This is a genomic window from Novispirillum itersonii (genome assembly GCF_014205675.1).
GTDB lineage: Bacteria > Pseudomonadota > Alphaproteobacteria > Rhodospirillales > Rhodospirillaceae > Novispirillum > Novispirillum itersonii_A.
In genome coordinates this window covers 72,125-91,854 of record NZ_JACIIX010000003.1, presented here as the reverse complement: position 1 = coordinate 91,854, position 19,730 = coordinate 72,125, and the positions used below count along the sequence as shown (strand labels likewise).

The following is a 19,730-nucleotide window of genomic DNA, read 5'->3' as shown; positions in this document are numbered from 1 at the left end:
AGGAAACTGCCTGCCAATGCGTCGTTCCGTCCTGACCTTCCTGAAGACCGAAGCCGGGGGTGGGGCCCTGCTGGCCCTTGCCGCCATGGCGGCCCTGATCGTCGCCAATTCGGCCGCCGGGCCTTTGTATGCCGCGATCCTGAAAACGCCGCTGACGCTGGACCTTGGTGTCTGGACGGTGGAGTCGACGGTCAAGGACTGGGTGAAGGACGGCCTGATGGCGGTGTTCTTCTACGTGGTCGGTCTGGAACTGAAGCGGGAACTGACGCTGGGGGAACTGTCTGACCCGAAGACGGTCCTGCTGCCGGTGGCGGCGGCCTTCGGTGGGGTGGTGATGCCGGTGGTGGTTTACAGCCTGCTGGCGGGATCGGTGGATCCGCGCGGCTGGCCGGTGCCGGTGGCGACGGACATCGCCTTTGCTCTGGCGGCGCTGGCGGTGCTGGCCCCGGGGATTGATACCCGGGTCCGGCTGTTTCTGCTGACGCTGGCGGTGGTGGATGACCTGATGGCGATTGTGCTGATCGGGGTGCTGTTCACCCATGGGCTGGCGGTGTTGCCGTTGCTGATTGCTGTGGCGTTGCTGGCGGTCACTTTCATCCTCAGCCGCCGGACTCCGCTGCCGGTGTGGGTCTATCCGCTGGTCGGCGTAGTGACGTGGGGGCTGGCGAAAGAGGCCGGGGTTCATACCTCGGTGATGGCGGTGGCGGCGGCGATGGTGGTGCCGTCCACGGCGGTCGGGCGCTCAACCCGGCTGGAGCAGCTGGAACATGCCCTGCATCCGCTGTCAGCCTATGCTGTTTTGCCGGTGTTTGCCTTCTGCGCCGCCGGGGTGTCCTTCGCCGGGCTTGATCCGGCGCAGATGTTGGGCGGGGTTTCCGCCGGGGTCGCGCTCGGGCTGGCGCTGGGCAAGCCGGTCGGGGTCGGGCTGACCACCCTGCTGGTGGCCCGTCTGGCCCGCACACCGCTGCCATTTTCGGTCGGCCATCTGGTCAGCGTCGGTTGCCTGTGCGGAATCGGCTTTACCATGAGCCTGTTTATCGGCGGGCTGGCCTTTTCCGGGGATGAGGCCGCCGAGTCGGCGGCCCGTCTGGGGGTGCTGGGCGGCTCGGTGCTGTCGCTGCTGCTGGCGGCGGTGGCCTTCCGGATCGGGCGGCGGTCCGTGCGATAGTCGTCCCAGTTCCGGCCCCGGTCATTTAATGGGGATCATTGATGATGGAAGCGGTGTTGTTCTGTGCAGTCGGGCTTGCCCTTCTGGCCGTCGGCGGGGAAGGGCTGGTGCGTGGGGCGGTGGGGATTGCCCGCTGGGCCGGGCTGTCAGAGCTGATGATCGGCCTGACATTGGTCGGTTTCGGGACCTCGATGCCGGAACTGGTGACCAGTCTCAACGCCGCTGCCGCCGGGGCACCCGGTATTGCACTGGGCAATGTTCTTGGCTCCAACATCGGCAATATCCTGCTGGTGTTTGCGCTGGTGGTGCTGATCCGTCCGGTGGCGGTTGACCGGGCCGCCACCGGGCGCGATGGCATTCTGATGGTTGCGGTTTCGGCGATCCTGACCGTTCTGTGTCTGATAACCGGGGAAATCAGCCGCCTGTCCGGTGCCCTGCTGGTGGCCGGGCTGCTGGGATATCTGGTGATGGTCTGGCGTCAGGAACGGGCGGGCGGGCCCGCCGCCGATCTTCATAAGGAAGAGGCCCATACCCATGACCCAGTGCCGCAGGCGCTGTGGATTTCCCTGCTGTTTTCCGCCGGGGGACTGGCGATGCTGGTTCTTGGGGCTGATCTGCTGGTGCAGGGGGCGGTAAGCATTGCCCGCACTGCCGGAGTGTCGGAGACGGTGATCGGCCTGACGATTGTGGCGATCGGCACGTCGCTGCCGGAACTGGTGGCAACACTGGTGGCTGCCCTGAAGGGCCGGGCTGATGTGGCCTTTGGCAGTATCGTCGGATCCAATCTCTATAATATTCTCGGTATCCTTGGGATCACCGCGCTTTTCCAGCCGATCCCCATTCCGGCTGATCTGGCGATGACCGACTGGCTGGCCTTGGTCGGCAGTGCCGTGCTGCTGGCGGTGTTCGCCTGGACGGGATCCCGGCTCAGCCGTCGTGAGGCGGCGGTGATGCTGGCCCTTTATGGTTGCTATCTGTGGACGCTGTTCGGCGTCTGAGGACGGGCCTCTGTTCAGGCTCCGGCGGCCAACCCGGCGGGGACGGCGCCGGTGGCTTCCAGCAGATCCTGCGGCGTGGCCTTGATCTGAAGGCCGCGCTGCCCGCCGTTGACGACGATGAACGGGAAGGTCAGGGCGGAGGCGTCCAGAAAGGTCCGCAGCCGCTTCTTCTGCCCCAGCGGGGAGATGCCGCCGATCTTATAGCCGGACAGCCGTTCTGCCTCCGGTCCCTTCATCATGCTGACCGCCTTCTTGCCTGCGGCCTGCGCCAGCGCTTTCAGGTTCAGTTCGCGGTCGGACGGCACCACGGCAATCAGGGCTTCGTCCCCCGCCGTGGTCATCAGGGTCTTGAACACCTGCGACGGCGGCAGGCCCATGCACTCCGCCGCGTGCAACCCGATGGAGGCGGCATCGGGATCGTAGGCGTATTCCAGCAGCTCATACGGCTTTTTGGCCCGGTCCATGGCCATGGTGGCAGGGGTTTTCTTCGCCATCGTCCGCTCTCTTCTCAGTCCCAGCCGGATTTGTTCTGGCGCAGGGATTTGACTGCCCCGCGTTTGCCCTTGGAGGTCAGCCGCCGTTCCTGCGATCCCTTGGTCGGTTTGGTCGGGCGGCGTTTCGGCGGTGGCGGTTTGGCGGCCTCGCGGATCAGCTCCAGCAGTTTTTCCAGTGCGGCGGCACGGTTGCGTTCCTGACTGCGGAATTCCTGCGCGGTGATGATCAGCACCCCGTCCAGCGTCATCCGCCGTCCGGCCAACTGTATCAGCCGGGCCCGCACCGGCTCCGGCAGGTTGGGGGAGGCCAGCACGTTGAACCGCAGCTGGACGGCGGTTTCCACCTTGTTGACGTTCTGCCCGCCGGGGCCGGAGGAGCGGGCAAAGGTCTCCTCCAGCTCATCCTCGTGCAGGCTGATGGTGCGGGTGACGGGGATCATCAGGCGTCGCTGACCCCGGCTTCGGCGAAGGTCGCCATGCCGGCATGGCAGGCGGCGGCGGCACGCAGGATCGGCACGGCGGTGACAGCACCGGAGGCCTCGCCCAGCCGCAGGTCCAGATCCAGCAGCGCCTGCTGCCCAAGCGTGTCCAGCACCCGGCGGTGCCCCGGCTCCTGCGAGGCATGGCCGACCACGCAGTGGTCCAGCGCGCCGGGCACAAGGGCATGCAGGGCGGCGGCGGCGGCGGTGCAGATGAACCCATCCAGCACCACCGGCACCCGGTTCAGGCGGGCCCCCACAACCGCCCCGGCGATGGCGGCCAGTTCCCGTCCGCCCAAACGGCGCAGCAGATCCAGTGCATCGCTGGCCTCGGGCACATGGCGGGCGGCCCCGGCGGCCACCACCTCGGCCTTGCGGCTGAGGGCGGCCCCATGGACTCCGGTGCCCGGGCCGGTCCAGTCTTCTGCCGTCCCACCGAACAGCGCCAGCGCCAGCGCGGCGGCGGAGGTGGTGTTGGCAATCCCCATTTCCCCCAGACACAGCAGGTCAGCCGGGCGCAGGCCCTGTTCGACCCCGGCCCGGAAGGCGGCGAGGAACTCGGCTTCCTCCAGTGCCGGGGCCTGCGTGAAATCGGCGGTCGGGGTGTCGAGATCCAGCGCCACCACCTCCAGCGCCACGCCATTGGCACGACAGAGCTGGTTGATGGCGGCCCCGCCGCGCTCAAAGTTCAGCACCATCTGCACGGTGACGGCCGCCGGAAAGGCCGAAACCCCCAGTGCCGCCACCCCGTGGTTCCCGGCAAACACCACGCAGCGCGGCGTTTCCACCTGCGGCGGATGCCGCCCCTGCCAGCCTGCCAGCCACAGGGCCAGCGACTCCAGACGGCCCAGCGCGCCGGGCGGCTTGGTCAGGGTCGGTTCGCGGGCGGCGGCGGCGGCCTGCGCCGCCTGATCCGGGCCGGGCAGGGTCCGCAGCAGGGTGCGGATGGCATCCAGAGAGGTCAGGCCGGACAGAACGGCGGCGGAGGAAACGGGCGCGGTCAGCGTCGTCATGCTTGCACCTGCGGCAGGGACGGGAAAGGATATGCCCGCCTGTTTACACCCCCGGCGCGGCGGGCGCCATTGCCGCCGGGGAAAAAACACCGGAAACCGTCGGTGAGGGGAACCCTGTCCATGAAATCCTTTGTCCGGTCGGTGGCAGACACCCTGCATCTGGCCTTTGTCTTCCTGACCCGCCTGCCGCTGCCGCGCCTGCGGGAGCCGGTGGCCCCGGTGGGCCGGGCGCTGTGGGCCGCTCCGGTGGTCGGTCTGGCGGTCGGGGCGGGGATGGCAGTGGTCTGGGCCGGGGCGCAGGCGCTGGGGCTGGCGGCTCCGGTGGTGGCGGGACTGGCGATCGGGACCGGGCTTCTGCTGACCGGGGGATTGCATGAAGACGGTCTGGCCGATGTGGCCGATGGGTTCTGGGGCAGCCACCGGCGGGAGCGGCGGCTGGAGATTCTGCGGGATTCCCGGCTGGGCACCTATGGGGCGCTGGCGCTGGTGATGGTGCTGGGGCTGCGCTGGGCGGCGCTGTCCGGGGCGTCTCTTCCGGTCGGGGGGCTGGCGCTGCTGGTTGCCCCGGCGCTGGGGCGGGCGACCCTGCCGCTGACTCTGGCGTTGCTGCCCCCGGCCCGGTCGGATGGTCTGGGGGCGGGGGCCGGCCGGATGCCCGGCTGGGGCGTGATCGTGGCGTGGATGCTGGCCGGGGGGCTGGCGGCGGCCATCGCCGGGGCCGCCGGAGTGCAGGCGGCGACGCTGGCAGCCCTGCTGGTGCTGGGCTGGTGCTGGCTGGCATGGCGCAAGATCGGCGGGCAGACCGGGGATGTGCTGGGGGCCGGGGCGGCGCTGGCGGAAACCCTGTGCCTGATCTGGCTGACGGCCTGAGATTTGATGCCTGAGATTTTTTATAAAGGAACTGCGCCTGATGAGTTCAGATGCTTTTGTGGGAACCCGGTTCTGGTGGATCCGTCATGCGCCGGTGCCGGTGCCGCGTGGAACGCTGGTCGGGCGGGCGGACCGCCCCTGCACCCTGACCGATACCGACCGTCTGGCAGCCCTGCGCAGGCGGGTGCCGGAGGGGGTGGTCCTGATCGCCAGCCCGCTGCTGCGGGCCCGCTCGACGGCGGAAGCGATCTGGGGGCGGGTACCGGACCGGCTGGTTGACGGCCTGATGGAACAGGATTTCGGCGACTGGGACGGCAAACGCTGGGACGAAATCACCGAGCAGGCCGATACGCTGGGGTTCTGGCGGGATGCCGCCGCCACGGCACCGCCGGGCGGGGAAAGCTTTGTCGATCAGTGCCGCCGGGTACGGCAGGCGATTGCGATGCTGTGTCAGGTGTATCCTGATACCGATCTGGCGGTGGTGGCCCATGCCGGAACCATCCGCGCCGCGCTGGCGCTGGCGCTGGGCGTCGGCGATGCCCCCGGCCCGGCCTTCAGCTTCGGCATGGATAATCTGACCCTGACCCGGATTGATGTCGGCCCCGGCGGCAGCCGGATTGTCTGCGCCAACAGCCTGCCCTGAGAGAGACCATGTCTGCACTTCCCCCCCTGACCCTGATTCTCGGCGGTGCCCGGTCCGGCAAGTCCCGCCGGGCCGAAACCCTGATTGCGGCGGTGGCCTCCGGTGCGGCGGTGCCCCCGGTTTATATCGCCACCAGCCAGTGCTTTGATGCCGAGATGGCGGAGCGGATCGCCCTGCATCAGCAGCAGCGCGGGGCCGGGTGGGAGACGGTCGAGGAGCCGCTGGATCTGGCCGGGGTGCTGGGCCGTGATTTCGGCGGCCGCCCGGTTCTGGTGGACTGCCTGACCCTGTGGCTGACCAATCACCTGCTGGCAGACCATGATCTGGAGGCCGAATCGACGGCGCTGATTGCGGCGTTGCAGCGGTGCGGCGGGCCGGTGATCTGCGTCAGTAACGAGGTCGGGCTGGGGATTGTGCCGGATAATGCGCTGGCCCGCCGCTTCCGCGATGCGGCCGGGCGGCTGAATCAGGCCGTGGCAGCGGTGTCACAGCGGGTGGAATTTGTCGCTGCCGGGTTGCCAATGGTTCTTAAATCACCCACTTTGGTGTCGCTCTGAGGTGCCTGCTGCACCGCAGCACCTGATGGCCGCTGTTCTCCCCGTGAAGGAAGTCCCCCTCCGATGAAGTCGCTGCACAAGATTCCCGCCACCGTCATCACCGGTTTTCTCGGGGCCGGCAAAACCACGCTGGTCCGCCACCTGATGGAAAACGCCGGGGGCAAACGGATCGCGCTGGTGATCAACGAGTTCGGTGATCTGGGGATCGACCGCGATATTCTGGCCGCCTGCGGCGTGCCGGGCTGCGAGGAAGACAATATCATCGAGCTGCCGAACGGCTGCATCTGCTGCACCGTCGCCGATGAATTCCTGCCGACCATGCAGGCCCTGCTCAACCGGGCCGATCCGCCGGATCATATCGTGATCGAAACGTCGGGTCTGGCTCTGCCGAAGCCGCTGGTCAAGGCCTTCCATTGGCCGGAAATCCGCTCCCGCGTCACCGTTGATGGCGTGGTGGCGGTTCTCGATGTCCCGGCGGTGGCGGAAGGCCGCTTCGCCGATGATCCCGATGCGGTGCAGGCCCAGCGCGAATCCGATGACTCGCTGGATCATGAAAATCCGCTGGAAGAGGTCTACACCGACCAGATTCTGTGTGCCGACATGGTGCTGCTGAACAAGGCCGACCTGATCGACGAGCCGGGCCTTGAGGCGGTGCTGAAGACGGTGGGCGGACAGGTCCGCGCCGGGGTGAAGGTGGTGCCGACCCATCGCGGGCAGATGGATCCGCTTGTGCTGCTGGGTATGGGCGCGGCGGCGGAGGACGATCTGGACAACCGGCCGTCGCATCACGAGACCGAAGAAGACCACGATCACGACGACTTCGAGTCGTTCCATGTCGATCTGGGCAGCGTCGGCGATCTGGATGGGCTGGAAGCCCGGCTGCACACGGCGATTGCCGAACACAACATCCTGCGGATCAAGGGCTTCATCGATGTGCCGGGCAAGCCGATGCGCCATCTGGTGCAGGCGGTCGGTCCGCGCCTTGACCGGTACTATGACCGGGCGTGGAAGGCCGGGGAAGACCGCTCCAGCCGTCTGGTGGTGATCGGCCTGCACGGCCTTGACCGTGCGGCCATCACCGCCCGGATCCTCGGCACCGCCGCCTGATGCATCTGCTTGCTGCCACCCCCGGTGCCATCACCGACGGCACCGACGCCATCGATCTGGGGCAGACCCCCGGCGATGTGATCGTGCTGTCGGCGGCGGACAGTGACCTTGCCTGTCTGGCGCAGGCGCAGGCCCGCCGTCTGGGGGAAGACCCCGGCGCGCCGGTGCTGCGCCTCGCCAGCCTGCTGGCGCTGGGCCACAACCTGTCGGTGGATCTGTATGTCGATCAGATCATCCGTCAGGCCCGGCTGGTGGTGGTGCGGGTGATCGGCGGGCGCGGGTACTGGTCCTATGGGGTGGAGCAGGTCAGTCAGGAATGCCGCCGCCGGGGGATTCCGGTGGCGTTCGTTCCGGGCGATGATCAGCCGGATGCCGATCTGGCCGCCGCCGGATCGTTGCCGCCCGCCGTGACGCACCGGCTGTGGCAATATCTGGTACAGGGCGGGGTGGAGAATGCCCACCGCTTCCTGTGTTATGCCGCCAGTCTGATCGGGCAGGCCGTGGAGTGGACCGAACCGGCCCCGTTGCCCCCGGCCGGGGTGTTTCCCGATGACATCCGGGGCCGCTGGACCGCCGGGGCCCCGGTGGTGCCGCTGGTGTTTTACCGGGCGCTGGTCCATGCCGGGAACACCGCGCCGGTTCTGGCCCTGGCCGGGGCCCTGCTGGAGCGGGGCCTGAACCCGCTGCCGGTCTTTGTCACCAGCCTGAAGGATTCGCTGGCGGCGGGGGTGTTGGAAAGCCTGCTGGCGGAGGATCCGCCGTCGGTGATTCTCAACGGCACCGCCTTTGCCGTTGCCGCCCCGGGCGAGGCACGGGACACGCCGTTTTCGGCGGCCGACTGTCCGGTGCTTCAGGTGATCTTTTCCGGCGGCAGCGAAGCGGTGTGGCGCGGCAACAGCAATGGCCTGATTGCCCGCGATATCGCCATGAACGTCGCCCTGCCGGAGGTCGATGGCCGGATTCTCAGCCGCGCGGTGTCGTTCAAGGCGGCTTCCCGCCGGGATGAGGCAACGCAGTGTGATCTGCTGACCTATGCCCCGGTGGCGGACCGGATCGCCTTTGTTGCCGACCTGACCGCCAACTGGGCGCGACTCCGTCACACGGCCCCGGCCAGCCGCCGGGTGGCGCTGGTGCTGGCCAATTATCCCAACCGCGACGGGCGGATCGGCAACGGCGTCGGGCTGGATACCCCGGCAGCGGTGGCGGGGATTCTGGCGGCCCTGCTGCGGGAGGGTTACTGCCTGCGCGATGTGCCCCCGACCGGGGCGGAGCTGCTCGACCGCCTGCTGGCCGGGCCGACCAACGGCCAGCGTCAGGCCGGAGGGGGCGTCGAGCTGGCGTTGCCGGACTATATGATGGCCTTTTCCGCCCTGCCGGAGGCCACCCGGCAGGCGATGCTGGACCGCTGGGGGCCGCCGGAACGGGATCCGTGGTTCCGTCCCGGGGCGGTGTCCTGCGGGTCTTTTACCCTGCCGCTGCTGGATCTGGGCGGGGTGATGGTCGGGATCCAGCCGTCGCGCGGGGCGGATGTGGATCCGGTTGCCAGCTATCATGATCCGGCCCTGCCGCCGCCGCATGGCTATCTGGCCTTTTATGTGTTCCTGCGGGAGCAGTTCCGGGCGCAGGCGCTGGTGCATGTCGGCAAGCATGGCACGCTGGAATGGTTGCCGGGCAAGGCGGTGGCGCTGTCATCCGGCTGTTTCCCTGAAGCGGTTCTGGGGCCGCTGCCGCATCTGTACCCGTTCATTGTCAACGATCCCGGCGAAGGCACGCAGGCCAAGCGCCGCAGCAGTGCCGTGATCATTGACCATCTGACGCCGCCGTTGACCCGGGCGGAAAGCTACGGCCCGCTGAAGGATCTGGAAGCGCTGGTTGATGAATATTACGAGGCTGCCGGGGTGGATCCCCGCCGTCTCGCCATTCTGCGGGAAGAGATCCTCAGCCTGTCGCGGGTGCTGGGACTCGACCGTGACCTTGGTTTTGACGGGGTGGAGGACGAGACCGAGGCGCTGGCCCGACTCGACAATCATCTCTGTGACCTGAAGGAATTGCAGATCCGCGACGGGCTGCACATTTTCGGCCAGTCGCCGCAGGGCGAGGCCCTGACCGATCTGCTGGTGGCCTTGGCACGGGTTCCCGGCCAGAGCCCGGTGGGAGAAGCCCACCGTCCGGGCCAGCAAAGCCTGCTGCGGGCACTGGCCGCCGATCTTCAGCTGGAGTTCGATCCGCTGGCGGCACCGCTGGCGGACCCGTGGACCGGGCCGCGCCTGACGGCACTTCAGGCGGTCAGCGACGATCTGTGGCGCAGTGCCGGGGATACGGTGGAGCGGCTGGAACTGCTGGCGCGGCTGGTGGTTTCCGGCGCGCAGACGGCCCCCGGCCCGCAGTCGGCGGTGGCGGTGGACTGGATCAACCGGACCCTGCGCCCGATGGTGGCCGGGTGCGGTCCGGCGGAAATGGCCGGGCTGCTGCGGGGGCTGGACGGGCGCTTTGTGCCGCCGGGGCCGTCCGGGGCCCCGACCCGGGGCCGCCCGGATGTGCTGCCGACCGGCCGCAATTTCTTTTCCGTCGATACCCGCACGGTGCCGACCCCGGCGGCGTGGACGCTGGGCTGGAAGTCGGCGACCCTGCTGCTGGAACGCCATGCGCAGGATCACGGCGAATGGCCGCAGGTGCTGGCGGTGACGGCCTGGGGCACCGCCAACATGCGGTCCGGCGGTGATGATCTGGCGCAGGCGCTGGCGCTGCTGGGGGTCAAGCCGACGTGGGAGGCCGCCAGCCGCCGGGTCACCGGGTTCGAGATCCTGCCGGTCAGCATTCTCGACCGCCCCCGGGTTGATGTGACGCTGCGGGTGTCCGGCTTTTTCCGCGATGCTTTCCCGGCGCTGATCGACCTGTTCGACAGTGCGGTGCGGGCGGTGGCAGCACTGGACGAACCGGCGGAGGATAATCCGCTGGCCGCCCGCTACCGGGCGGATCTGGCCCGGTTGCAGGCGGATGGGATGCCGGAGGATCAGGCCGCCCGGCAGGCGGGGTTCCGGGTGTTCGGGGCCGCGCCGGGGGCCTATGGCGCCGGATTGCAGACGCTGGTTGATGAAAGCCTGTGGGAAGACAGCGCCGATCTGGGCCGGGCCTATGTGCAGTGGGGCGGCTATGCCTATGGCAACGGCAGCCGGGGCGAGGCGGCGCATGGCCTGTTCCGCGACCGTCTGCGGCAGGTGCAGGCGGTGGTCCACAATCAGGATAACCGCGAGCATGATCTGCTCGACTCCGATGAGTACTATCAGTTTGAAGGCGGTCTGGCGGCGGCGGTGGAAGAGCTGAGCGGTCAGATGCCGGAAATATATCATCCGGATCACTCCCGCCCCGATACGCCCCGGATCGGCACCCTGCGCGAGGAAATCGCCCGGATCGTCCGGGGCCGGGCCGCCAATCCCAAGTGGATTGCCGGGGCGATGCGCCATGGCTACAAGGGCGCGGCGGAAATGGCGGCGACGGTGGATTACCTGTTTGGCTTCGCCGCCACCGCCCGCTGTGTCGGCAACCACCATTTTGATGCCATTTTTGACGCTTATCTCGGGGATGAGGCCGTCCGGGCCTTTCTGGCCGATGCCAATCCCCATGCCCTGCGGGAGATGGCGGCGCGGTTTGACGAGGCGATCCGCCGGTCGCTGTGGACGCCGCGCCGCAACAGCACGCTCTCCGTACTCGACAGCCTGAGGACCGCCGCATGACCGATCTGGATGTGACCGCCGCCCCCGTCTCCGCTCCTGTCCCTGAGGCGGATGAGTCCGACGATGACCGCCACAAGCGCAAGATGGCCAAGAAGAAGGCGGTGCGCGACCGGATCATGACCGAAAAGCAGGTCGAAAAGGGCCTGATCATCGTCAACACCGGGGCCGGGAAGGGGAAATCCTCCGCAGCCTTCGGCATGGCGCTGCGCTGCGTCGGCCATGGGTTCCGGGTTGGGGTGGTGCAGTTCATCAAAGGGGCGATGCACACCGCAGAGCGCGATGTGCTGGCCCGGTTTGAGGATCTGGTGGACTTCCGGACCATGGGCGAAGGCTTTACGTGGGAAACGCAGGACCGCGCCCGCGATATCGCCACCGCTGAACGGGCCTGGGCCGAGGCCGAGGCAATGCTGACCAATCCTGATTTCCGGATGGTCATTCTTGACGAAATCAATATTGTCCTGCGCTACGAATACCTGACGCTGGAGCGTGTGATGACCGCGCTTGCCAACCGTCCGCCGATGCAGCATGTGGTGCTGACCGGGCGCAATGCCCTGCCGCCGCTGATCGAGGCGGCCGATCTGGTGACGGAAATGACGCTGGTGAAGCATCCGTTCCGCAGTGGCGTCAAAGCCCAGCCGGGCGTCGAGTTCTGATCCGGGCGGGATGATCCCCGCCAGTCCTGTCTCTGCCGGGTTCCACCCCCCTGTGGGATCCGGGTGAAAAAGCCCATGAAGGAGGGTGTATGCCGATGTTTGGTCTTGCCGGGCACCACAAGAAAACCCTGTTGCAGGGGCTTCGGACACAAGGCACCCGCCTGTTTGCCGCCGTACTGCTGACGGTGGCGGCCAGCCTGACACCGGCCCTGACCGGCCCGGCCCGCGCCGATGACCTCTCTGATGCCCGGGCGGAAATCGCCAACGCGGTGGCGGTGGTCGAATCCGTGCGCAATGACGCCAACTTCACCAAGGATCTGGAGCCGTACCTTCAGCGCGCCCGGGGGGTGATGGTGATCCCGTCCTATTACAAGGGCGGTTTCATCATCGGGGGCTCCTACGGTGTTGGTCTGCTGATGGTCCGCGATGATCAGGGCAAACTGACTCCTCCGGCCTTCTATTCTGTCGTCGGCGGCAGCGTCGGTTTGCAGATCGGCGGTCAGCGGGTGCAGATGATCCTGATGATCATGACCGAAAACGGCCTGAACTCCGTGCTGTCCGATAACTTCAAGATGGGGGCCTCCGCCGGGGTGTCCTTCGCCACCGTCGGTGCCAATATCGAGGCGGCGACCACCGCCAACCTTGATGCCGATATCATCGCCTTTGCCCATTCGCAGGGGGCCTATGGCGGCGGTGTGTTTGAAGGGGCGGGGCTGGTGTTCCGCGACTCGTGGAACCGGGCGGTTTACGGCCCCAATGCCAGCGCCAAGGCCATTCTGTTTGACCGGCGCTGGGTGCTGCCGGATGCCGATAACCTGCACCGGTCTCTGGGGGTGAAATACAGCCCGCCGCAGCGCAGCAACGCGCTGAACCCGGATGCGCCGCCGGTACAGGAAGAAGCGCCCGGATCCTCGACCCGCCCGTCGTCGTCGTCCTCTTCTTCTTCGTGGTCTTCGGGGTCGTCCGGTTCCTCGGGCTCTTCCGGGGCTTCCAGCTCCTCCGGGTCTTCGGCTCCGGCGGCGTCGTCCCGGCCCTCGGCACCGGTCAAGCTGACGCCGGTGCAGAAGCAGGATCTGAACTGACCTGATGATGACCGGACCGGCTTCCCTGCGGTTTCCATCGTCGCGTCCGGCCCGGGCCCTGATGTTTCAGGGCACCGGGTCGGATGTCGGCAAAAGTCTGCTGGTTGCCGGTCTGTGCCGTGCCTTTGCCCGTCAGGGGCTGACGGTGCGGCCGTTCAAACCACAGAACATGTCCAACAACGCGGCGGTGGCGGCGTTGCGGGACGGGGCCGGAACCGGGGAAATCGGCCGGGCACAGGCGCTTCAGGCCCGGGCCTGCGGGGTTGCCCCCAGCGTCGATATGAATCCGGTGCTGCTGAAGCCGACCACCGATATCGGCAGTCAGGTGGTGGTGCAGGGGCGGGTGCTGACCAATGCCAGTGCCCGCGACTATATGCGGCTGAAACCGTCCCTGCTGCCGCAGGTCCTCGACAGCTTTTCCCACCTCTGCGCCGGGGCCGATCTGGTGCTGATCGAGGGGGCTGGCAGTGCGGCGGAAGTGAACCTGCGGGCCGCCGATATTGCCAATATGGGTTTTGCCGAAGCGGCGGATGTGCCGGTTCTGCTGATCGGGGATATCGACCGGGGCGGGGTTCTGGCCTCGGTGGTCGGCACCCACGCCCTGATCAGCGGCAGCGAGCGGGCGCGGACCAAGGGGTATCTGATCAACAAGTTCCGGGGCGACCCCCGGCTGTTTGATCCGGCGCTGGAGATCATCGCCGCCCATACCGGCGGTCTGCCCTGTCTGGGGGTGGTGCCGTGGTTTATGCAAGCCGGGGCCTTGCCCGCCGAGGATGCGGTGGCCCTCGACCGGCAGGGAACCGTGCAGGGGGACGGCCTGCACATTGTGGTTCCACGTCTGCCACGGATTTCCAATTTTGATGATCTTGATCCGCTGCGGGCGGAACCGGGGGTCCGGGTCAGCCTGATTACGGCCGGGCATCCGCTGCCTGCCGATGCCGATGTGGTGTTGCTGCCCGGATCCAAGGCCACCTGTGCCGATCTGGCGGCGCTGCGGCAGGCAGGCTGGGATATTGACCTGCTGGCCCATGTCCGCCGGGGCGGGCGGGTGATTGGCCTGTGCGCCGGATTCCAGATGCTGGGCCGCTGGGTCCATGACCCGGAGGGCCGGGAGGGGACCCCCGGATCAACGCCCGGTCTTGGTCTGCTGGATGTGGAGACCACCATCACCGCCGATAAGGCGCTGGTGGAGATTGCCGCCCGGGATCACCGCAGCGGCTGCGATCTGCGGGGTTATGAAATGCACATGGGGCGGACGCAGGGGCCTGACCTTGACCGCCCGTGGTTTCTGCTGGATGGCCGCCCGGAAGGGGCGGTCAGTGCTGATGGTCTGGTCCGGGGGTCTTATCTGCACGGGGTGTTTGCCGCCGATGGGGTCCGTCAGGCCCTGCTGCGCGATCTTGGGGTCCGGCTGTCCGGGCAGGTTGCCTATGAGCGGCAGGTTGAGGAAACCCTGGAGGCTCTGGCCGATCATCTGGAAAGCCATCTGGATCTCCAGGCCCTGTGGCGGCTGGCCGCTGTTCCGGGGTGCCTGTCAGCAGGATAGCGGCGTCTGTTCCACCCAATAAGGCAGGAAATCAGCGGCAACCTGTTCCGGTTTCAGTCCTCCGCCTGCCATTTCACGCGTCAGCCGGGTCAGGGCGTGGGTGGCCTGCGGGGTCAGGGCCGGGGCGTCGGCGGCATGCAGGACGGGCTGAGGGGCTGTTTTCAGCTGGGTCGCTTCCTCAACCAGCGGGGACAGCCGCTGTCGGATCACGTCCTCGGGGACGTCCGGCAGCACGGTAAGAGCCGGAATATAGGAACTGTCTTCCACCAGCTCGTGGGCATAGAGCAGATCGGATAGCCGGGATGCAATGTCAAAACCATGCAGCGGGCGGCCGTCTTCCGGGTGATTTCCCTCGGCCAGAGCTTTCCGGAAGGTCGCAACTTCACCGAGAAAGGCCCGGTGCTGGCCCTTGTGATGGGCAAGGCCGGGATAGCCGCAGCCACCGAGGATGGCTTCCTCAATCGCAAAATGGGCGCACAGCGCATCCTCAAACCGGATCAGGCCAGCCAGCAGGGCCCGCAGGCCGCAGCGGTTGATCCACAGGGCATGCAGATCCTCCAGCAGGCAGGACAACTCTGCATGATCGTGGTCAAGGATACTGTTGCCGACCCGGACAGGAATCATGGTGGACAGTCCGCCTGTTACCGGGGCCATTGGGCCCCGCCGCTTCCCGGTATTGTGCGGCGGCTTTGACGGGACTGCAATCATATGATGCAGAAATTCAACCGGGGGTATTATGGCACCGCAGGATATGCGGGAGAAATCCGGGGGCAGACACAGAAACGGCGGACCGGGGGAGGAGACCGGTCCGCCGTCTGCGGAGACAACCGTGAAAGCACCGTCCGCCTGAGCGGAAAGTGCCTTCTGCGGAACAATCAGTCTTCGAGCCGCAGCCCGGTTGCCTCGTCAAACAGGTGCAGGTGGGCCGGATCGAAGCCCACGGTCAGCACATCGGTATCGCCCGACGGATGGGTGCCGGGCAGGCGGACGGTCAGGGACTGACCGCAGCCGGGCAGGGTGGTGTACTTGATGGTATCGGCCCCGAGCGGTTCGGTCAGCACCGAGCGGACTTCGATGGTTTCCCCCTGCTGCGGGTTGATCAGCAGGTGTTCCGGGCGGATGCCCAGCACCACCGGGCGGCCGGTTTCGCCGGGGCGGGCCACCGGCAGCGCAATGCTGCGGCCCATCGCCCCGTTCTTGCCCAGCACCACGGCGGACCCGTCGGCGGAGATGACGCCTTCCAGCAGGTTCATGCCCGGGCTGCCGATGAAGGCGGCGACATAGGTGGTGCGCGGCTTGGCGTAAACATCCAGCGGACGGCCGATCTGCTGGGCCACACCGTCGCGCATCACCACCAGACGGTCGGCCATGGTCATGGCCTCGACCTGATCATGGGTGACGTAGATGGCGGTGGTGTTCAGTTCCCGCTGGAGGCGGCGGATTTCCACACGCATCTGCACGCGCAGCTTGGCATCAAGGTTGGACAGCGGCTCGTCAAACAGGAAGGCCTTGGGTTCGCGCACGATGGCCCGGCCCATGGCCACGCGCTGGCGCTGGCCGCCGGACAGCTGCTTCGGCTTGCGGTCGAGCATCCCTTCCAGCCCCAGAACCTTGGCGGCCTCGGCGACGCGCTTTTCGATCACGTCCATCGGGGTTTTGCGGTTGCGCAGGCCATAGGCCATATTTTCCCGCACGCTCATGTGCGGATACAGCGCGTAGTTCTGGAACACCATGGCGATGTCGCGGTCCGCCGGTTCCAGCCGGTTGATGACCTTGCCGTCAATGCGGATCTCACCGCCGGTGACGGTTTCCAGACCGGCCAGCATCCGCAGCAGGGTGGACTTGCCGCAGCCCGACGGGCCGACCAGCACCACAAATTCCCCGTCCGCGATATTCAGATCAATGCCATGGATGGCCTTGTGGCCATTGGGATAGGTCTTTTCGACCCCGATAAAGTCTACGGTCGCCATGGGGCGGCTCTCCAGAAACAAAGGTTGACGGTCCGGCGGCAGGGGGGGGCCGGAGCCGGGCGTCATCAGGTTATTTCTCGGTCTCGACCAGACCGCGCACGAACAGCTTCTGCATCACCACCACCACCAGAATCGGCGGCAGCATGGCCAGCATCGACATCGCCATCAGCAGATGCCACTGCGGTTCGGAGTCGGGGACCCGGACCAGTGCGTTGATGCCGGTCATGATGGTGGTCAGCGACGGGTCAGTGGTGACCACCAGTGGCCACAGGTACTGGTTCCAGCCATAGATGAACAGAATCACGAACAGGGCGGCGATGTTGGTGCGCGACAGCGGCAGCAGGATATCGCGGAAGAAACGGATCGGACCGGCACCGTCCAGACGGGCCGCCTCCACCAGTTCCACCGGGATGGTCAGGAAGAACTGGCGGAACAGGAAGGTGGCGGTGGCGCTGGCGATCAGCGGAATGATCAGGCCGCCGTAGGTGTTCAGCAGGCCGATGCTGGCGGTGATCTCAAAGGTCGGCATGATGCGCACTTCCACCGGCAGCATCAGCGTCATGAAGATCATCCAGAAGAAGGTCTGGCGCAGCGGAAAGCGGAAATAGACGATGGCGTAGGCGGCGATGATCGAGATGGCGATCTTGCCGACGGCAATCCCCAGCGCCACGATCAGCGAGTTGGCCAGCATCAGCAGAACCGGCTGCCCGCCGGCGGCCTTGGCACCGCTGAACAGGATGGTGCCGTAGTTTTCCAGCAGATTGCGGCCCGGCCACAGGGGCATCGGGAACTGGGTCAGGGCGGTGCCTTCGTGGGTGGAGGCGACAAAGGTCAGCCAGACCGGAAAGGCGGTGACGAGCAGGCCGAGCAGCAGCACCACATGGGCGATGACGGTCAGCCAGGGACGATTTTCGACCATCAGTACTGTACCTTCCGTTCAATGAAGCGGAACTGAATCACCGTCAGCCCCATCACCATCACCATCAGCACCACCGACTGGGCGGAGGAGCCGCCGAGATCAAGGCCGACGAAGCCGTCCATGAACACTTTCAGCACCAGCGTTTCGGTCGATCCGGCCGGACCGCCCGAGGTGGTGGCATGGATCAGGGCGAAGGTGTCGAAGAAGGCATAGATGATGTTGACGACCAGCAGGAAGAAGGTGGTCGGCGACAGCAGCGGGAAAATCACGGTCCAGAAACGGCGGAACGGGCTGGCACCGTCAAGGGCGGCGGCTTCGATCAGCGACCGCGGAATGGCCTGTAGACCGGCAAGGAAGAACAGGAAATTGTAGCTGATCTGCTTCCAGGCGGCGGCGAAGATCACCAGCATCATCGCATCCTTGGCCTTGATCAGGTGGTTCCAGTCATAGCCGAGAATGTTGATGTAATAGGCCACCACCCCGATGGAGGGATTGAACGCCAGCCACCAGATCACCCCGGCGACGGCGGGGGCGACGGCATAGGGCCAGATCAGCAGGGTTTTATAGACCATCGCACCGCGCACGACCCGGTCCGCCATCACCGCCAGCAGCAGGGCCAGCGCCAGCGAAACCACGGTCACACCGGTGCTGAACACGGCGGTGTTGACGAGGGCGCGGGTGTAGGTGGCGTCATGGAAAATGGCGATGTAATGCTCCAGCCCGACAAACTCGCTGCTGAGGCCGAAGGCGTCCTCCCGCCGGGTGGACAGCCAGACCGCATTCAGGGCAGGCCAGATGAAGAAGGCCAGCGTGACTGCGATCTGTGGCAGAACCAACAGATAGGGCAGCAGCCGGTGATTGAAGGGGGAGCTCTGGTGCATTGCGCCAACCCGAAGACGTTATGCGTTGCAGGACAGGGCCGGTCCGGTCGGACGCTGGCCCGGTGAAGCAAAGATGCAGATGAGGAGGGTGAGACGGGGCGACGCCCCGGATGGCAGACCCGGTGGGTCCTGCCGAAAACGGAAAGGCGGGGATGCGTTGCCGCACCCCCGCACAGTCCTGAAACCGGTTTTAGCCGTTGGTCTTCTCAAACTTGCGCAGCAGGTCGTTGCCGCGGCTCACGATGCCGTCAAGGGCTTCCTTCGGGGACTTCTGGCCCGACCACACGCCTTCCAGTTCCTCGTCGATCACGTCGCGGATCTGGGCATAGTTGCCGAAGCGCAGGCCCTTGGAATTCTCGGTCGGCGGGTTCAGGTTGATCTGGCGGACCGACATGTCGGTGCCCGGGTTCTTGTCATAGAAGCCCTGAGACTTGCTGAGTTCGTAGGCAGCGGTGGTGATCGGCAGATAGCCGGTCACCTGATGCCAGTCAGCCTGAATTTCCGGCTTGGAGATGAAGTTGAAGAACTGGCCGACGCCCTTATAGTCTTCAGCCTTGTGGCCCTTCAGAACCCACAGTGCGGCCCCGCCGATGATGGAGTTCTGCGGCGCGCCCTTCACGTCATCGTAGTACGGCAGCATGCCGACGCCGAATTCGAAGGTCTTGGCATTGGCCTTCACCCCGGCGTAACCGCCCGAGCTGTTCATGTACATGGTGCATTCTTCGTTATAGAACGACGGTGCCCCGTCCGACCGGCGGCCGGTGTACTTGAAGATGCCTTTCTTGGCCCATTCCGCCATGTTGGTGATGTGGCGCAGTTCCAGCGGGCTGTTGACGGTCAGCTCGGTATTCAGGCCGCCGAAGCCGTTGGCCTTGGTGCCGATCGGCTGGTTGTGCAGGGCCAGCAGGTTTTCCATCTGCACCCACGGCATCCAGCCGGTGGAGAAGCCGCACTTATACCCGGCGGCCAGCAGCTTTTCGCTGTAGGTCTCAACGTCCTTCCAGGTCTTCGGCGGGGTATTCGGATCAAGCCCGGCCTTGGCGAAGGCGGTCTTGTTGTAATACAGCACCGGGGTCGAGCTGTTGAACGGCATCGACAGCATATTGCCCTTGGTGTCGGTGTAATAACCGGTCACCGCCTGCAAATAGGCCTTCGGATCAAACGGCAGCTTGGCATCGGCCATCAGCTGGTACACCGGGTACACCGCGCCCTGCGCCGCCATCATGGTGGCGGTGCCAACTTCGAACACCTGCACGATATGCGGCTGCTGCTTGGCCCGGAACGCCGTGATCGCACCGGTCATGGTCTCGGTGTAGGTGCCCTTGAAAACCGGGACAACCTTGTAGTCCGACTGGCTGGCGTTGAACTTGTCGGCGATTTCCTGGACCTTGGCGCCCAGTTCGCCGCCCATGGCATGCCAGAACTGGATCTCGGTAGCGGCATTGGCACCGGTGCCCATCGCCAGCGTGGCGGCCACTGAGACGGTGGCCAGAGACAGAGAGCGGAATTTCATTGCGGCGTTTCCTCGCGGTTGGTCCGACGGCGGACCCGTTGCAAACGTATGCCTTCGGGGGCCCCGGTTTTATAGACCGCGAACGTTACAGAAAAATTTCAGT

18 protein-coding genes are annotated in these 19,730 nt (G+C 66.3%); 10 read left to right on the top strand and 8 right to left on the bottom strand.

Annotation, left to right across the window (positions count from 1 at the left end; translation table 11 throughout):
• Nucleotides 1-16 precede the first annotated feature (16 nt).
• Together nhaA and FHS48_RS05445 are read left to right on the top strand one after the other, a co-directional pair.
• Nucleotides 17-1,168 carry a Na+/H+ antiporter NhaA gene (gene nhaA, locus FHS48_RS05450; protein WP_184262181.1) on the top strand — a complete coding sequence of 384 codons (1,152 nt, stop codon included), beginning with the start codon at nucleotides 17-19 and terminating at the stop codon, nucleotides 1,166-1,168.
• Nucleotides 1,169-1,209: 41 nt separating this feature from the next.
• Nucleotides 1,210-2,166 carry a calcium/sodium antiporter gene (locus FHS48_RS05445; protein ID WP_260402357.1) on the top strand — a complete coding sequence of 319 codons (957 nt, stop codon included), beginning with the start codon at nucleotides 1,210-1,212 and terminating at the stop codon, nucleotides 2,164-2,166.
• A 14-nt stretch (nucleotides 2,167-2,180) separates the two neighbouring features.
• Here the strand turns inward: FHS48_RS05445 and ybaK are convergent, their stop codons facing one another.
• From ybaK to cobT, 3 genes are read right to left on the bottom strand one after another with little or no spacing between them, the layout of a single operon-like run.
• Nucleotides 2,181-2,660 (bottom strand): Cys-tRNA(Pro) deacylase, encoded by a 480-nt coding sequence (ybaK, locus tag FHS48_RS05440; RefSeq protein WP_184262179.1) that lies wholly within the window; start codon nucleotides 2,658-2,660, stop codon nucleotides 2,181-2,183.
• Between the two features lie 14 nt (nucleotides 2,661-2,674).
• Nucleotides 2,675-3,100, bottom strand: coding sequence for an alternative ribosome rescue aminoacyl-tRNA hydrolase ArfB (arfB, locus tag FHS48_RS05435; protein WP_184262177.1), 426 nt, complete (start codon nucleotides 3,098-3,100; stop codon nucleotides 2,675-2,677).
• Nucleotides 3,100-4,152 (bottom strand): nicotinate-nucleotide--dimethylbenzimidazole phosphoribosyltransferase, encoded by a 1,053-nt coding sequence (gene cobT / locus FHS48_RS05430; protein ID WP_184262175.1) that lies wholly within the window; start codon nucleotides 4,150-4,152, stop codon nucleotides 3,100-3,102. Before cobT ends, arfB begins: the two co-directional genes overlap by 1 nt.
• Nucleotides 4,153-4,272: 120 nt before the next feature.
• Between cobT and cobS the strand changes: the two genes are divergently transcribed.
• The 8 genes from cobS to FHS48_RS05390 all read left to right on the top strand — a co-directional run bounded on the left by cobS (nucleotide 4,273) and on the right by FHS48_RS05390 (nucleotide 14,344).
• On the top strand, nucleotides 4,273-5,022 hold the full coding sequence (gene cobS, locus FHS48_RS05425; protein ID WP_184262173.1) for an adenosylcobinamide-GDP ribazoletransferase: 750 nt from the start codon (nucleotides 4,273-4,275) through the stop codon (nucleotides 5,020-5,022).
• A 40-nt stretch (nucleotides 5,023-5,062) separates the two neighbouring features.
• Nucleotides 5,063-5,665, top strand: a complete 603-nt coding sequence (locus FHS48_RS05420; RefSeq protein ID WP_184262171.1) for a histidine phosphatase family protein — start codon at nucleotides 5,063-5,065, stop codon at nucleotides 5,663-5,665.
• Between the two features lie 8 nt (nucleotides 5,666-5,673).
• A complete protein-coding gene (cobU, locus tag FHS48_RS05415; RefSeq protein ID WP_184262169.1) occupies nucleotides 5,674-6,222 on the top strand; it encodes a bifunctional adenosylcobinamide kinase/adenosylcobinamide-phosphate guanylyltransferase in 549 nt (182 codons plus the stop codon).
• A 63-nt stretch (nucleotides 6,223-6,285) separates the two neighbouring features.
• Nucleotides 6,286-7,329: a cobalamin biosynthesis protein CobW gene (gene cobW / locus FHS48_RS05410; RefSeq protein ID WP_184262167.1), complete on the top strand. Its 1,044-nt coding sequence runs from the start codon at nucleotides 6,286-6,288 to the stop codon at nucleotides 7,327-7,329.
• Complete coding sequence (gene cobN, locus FHS48_RS05405) at nucleotides 7,329-11,063, top strand: cobaltochelatase subunit CobN (protein ID WP_184262165.1); 3,735 nt, start codon at nucleotides 7,329-7,331, stop codon at nucleotides 11,061-11,063. Before cobW ends, cobN begins: the two co-directional genes overlap by 1 nt.
• Complete coding sequence (gene cobO / locus FHS48_RS05400) at nucleotides 11,060-11,716, top strand: cob(I)yrinic acid a,c-diamide adenosyltransferase (protein WP_184262163.1); 657 nt, start codon at nucleotides 11,060-11,062, stop codon at nucleotides 11,714-11,716. The genes cobN and cobO overlap by 4 nt, the downstream gene beginning before the upstream one ends.
• Before the next feature lie 95 nt (nucleotides 11,717-11,811).
• Nucleotides 11,812-12,798: a lipid-binding SYLF domain-containing protein gene (locus FHS48_RS05395; RefSeq protein WP_184262161.1), complete on the top strand. Its 987-nt coding sequence runs from the start codon at nucleotides 11,812-11,814 to the stop codon at nucleotides 12,796-12,798.
• A 7-nt stretch (nucleotides 12,799-12,805) separates the two neighbouring features.
• Nucleotides 12,806-14,344 (top strand): cobyric acid synthase, encoded by a 1,539-nt coding sequence (locus FHS48_RS05390; RefSeq protein ID WP_184262599.1) that lies wholly within the window; start codon nucleotides 12,806-12,808, stop codon nucleotides 14,342-14,344.
• On the opposite strand, the gene FHS48_RS05385 is transcribed toward FHS48_RS05390, so the two are convergent.
• The 5 genes from FHS48_RS05385 to ugpB form a co-directional block, all read right to left on the bottom strand.
• On the bottom strand, nucleotides 14,333-14,968 hold the full coding sequence (locus tag FHS48_RS05385; RefSeq protein WP_184262159.1) for a bacteriohemerythrin: 636 nt from the start codon (nucleotides 14,966-14,968) through the stop codon (nucleotides 14,333-14,335). The genes FHS48_RS05390 and FHS48_RS05385 overlap by 12 nt on opposite strands.
• Before the next feature lie 251 nt (nucleotides 14,969-15,219).
• On the bottom strand, nucleotides 15,220-16,314 hold the full coding sequence (locus FHS48_RS05380) for a sn-glycerol-3-phosphate import ATP-binding protein UgpC (RefSeq protein WP_184262157.1): 1,095 nt from the start codon (nucleotides 16,312-16,314) through the stop codon (nucleotides 15,220-15,222).
• 70 nt (nucleotides 16,315-16,384) lie between these two features.
• Entirely contained in the window at nucleotides 16,385-17,233 is an 849-nt protein-coding gene (gene ugpE, locus FHS48_RS05375; protein WP_184262155.1) for a sn-glycerol-3-phosphate ABC transporter permease UgpE, read from the bottom strand.
• The gene (gene ugpA / locus FHS48_RS05370; RefSeq protein WP_184262153.1) at nucleotides 17,233-18,114 is read right to left on the bottom strand and encodes a sn-glycerol-3-phosphate ABC transporter permease UgpA; all 882 of its coding nucleotides are present in this window, start codon (nucleotides 18,112-18,114) and stop codon (nucleotides 17,233-17,235) included. The genes ugpE and ugpA overlap by 1 nt, the downstream gene beginning before the upstream one ends.
• A gap of 190 nt (nucleotides 18,115-18,304) precedes the next feature.
• On the bottom strand, nucleotides 18,305-19,627 hold the full coding sequence (gene ugpB / locus FHS48_RS05365) for a sn-glycerol-3-phosphate ABC transporter substrate-binding protein UgpB (protein ID WP_184262151.1): 1,323 nt from the start codon (nucleotides 19,625-19,627) through the stop codon (nucleotides 18,305-18,307).
• Nucleotides 19,628-19,730: the final 103 nt, after the last annotated feature.

Bases quoted from the DNA above. Each gene is read 5' to 3' on its own strand.
- nhaA (WP_184262181.1), top strand. From the start codon at position 17: ATGCGTCGTTCCGTCCTGACCTTCCTGAAGACCGAAGCCGGGGGTGGG.
- FHS48_RS05445 (WP_260402357.1), top strand. From the start codon at position 1,210: ATGATGGAAGCGGTGTTGTTCTGTGCAGTCGGGCTTGCCCTTCTGGCC.
- ybaK (WP_184262179.1), bottom strand. From the start codon at position 2,660: ATGGCGAAGAAAACCCCTGCCACCATGGCCATGGACCGGGCCAAAAAG.
- arfB (WP_184262177.1), bottom strand. From the start codon at position 3,100: ATGATCCCCGTCACCCGCACCATCAGCCTGCACGAGGATGAGCTGGAG.
- cobT (WP_184262175.1), bottom strand. From the start codon at position 4,152: ATGACGACGCTGACCGCGCCCGTTTCCTCCGCCGCCGTTCTGTCCGGC.
- cobS (WP_184262173.1), top strand. From the start codon at position 4,273: ATGAAATCCTTTGTCCGGTCGGTGGCAGACACCCTGCATCTGGCCTTT.
- FHS48_RS05420 (WP_184262171.1), top strand. From the start codon at position 5,063: ATGAGTTCAGATGCTTTTGTGGGAACCCGGTTCTGGTGGATCCGTCAT.
- cobU (WP_184262169.1), top strand. From the start codon at position 5,674: ATGTCTGCACTTCCCCCCCTGACCCTGATTCTCGGCGGTGCCCGGTCC.
- cobW (WP_184262167.1), top strand. From the start codon at position 6,286: ATGAAGTCGCTGCACAAGATTCCCGCCACCGTCATCACCGGTTTTCTC.
- cobN (WP_184262165.1), top strand. From the start codon at position 7,329: ATGCATCTGCTTGCTGCCACCCCCGGTGCCATCACCGACGGCACCGAC.
- cobO (WP_184262163.1), top strand. From the start codon at position 11,060: ATGACCGATCTGGATGTGACCGCCGCCCCCGTCTCCGCTCCTGTCCCT.
- FHS48_RS05395 (WP_184262161.1), top strand. From the start codon at position 11,812: ATGTTTGGTCTTGCCGGGCACCACAAGAAAACCCTGTTGCAGGGGCTT.
- FHS48_RS05390 (WP_184262599.1), top strand. From the start codon at position 12,806: ATGACCGGACCGGCTTCCCTGCGGTTTCCATCGTCGCGTCCGGCCCGG.
- FHS48_RS05385 (WP_184262159.1), bottom strand. From the start codon at position 14,968: ATGATTCCTGTCCGGGTCGGCAACAGTATCCTTGACCACGATCATGCA.
- FHS48_RS05380 (WP_184262157.1), bottom strand. From the start codon at position 16,314: ATGGCGACCGTAGACTTTATCGGGGTCGAAAAGACCTATCCCAATGGC.
- ugpE (WP_184262155.1), bottom strand. From the start codon at position 17,233: ATGGTCGAAAATCGTCCCTGGCTGACCGTCATCGCCCATGTGGTGCTG.
- ugpA (WP_184262153.1), bottom strand. From the start codon at position 18,114: ATGCACCAGAGCTCCCCCTTCAATCACCGGCTGCTGCCCTATCTGTTG.
- ugpB (WP_184262151.1), bottom strand. From the start codon at position 19,627: ATGAAATTCCGCTCTCTGTCTCTGGCCACCGTCTCAGTGGCCGCCACG.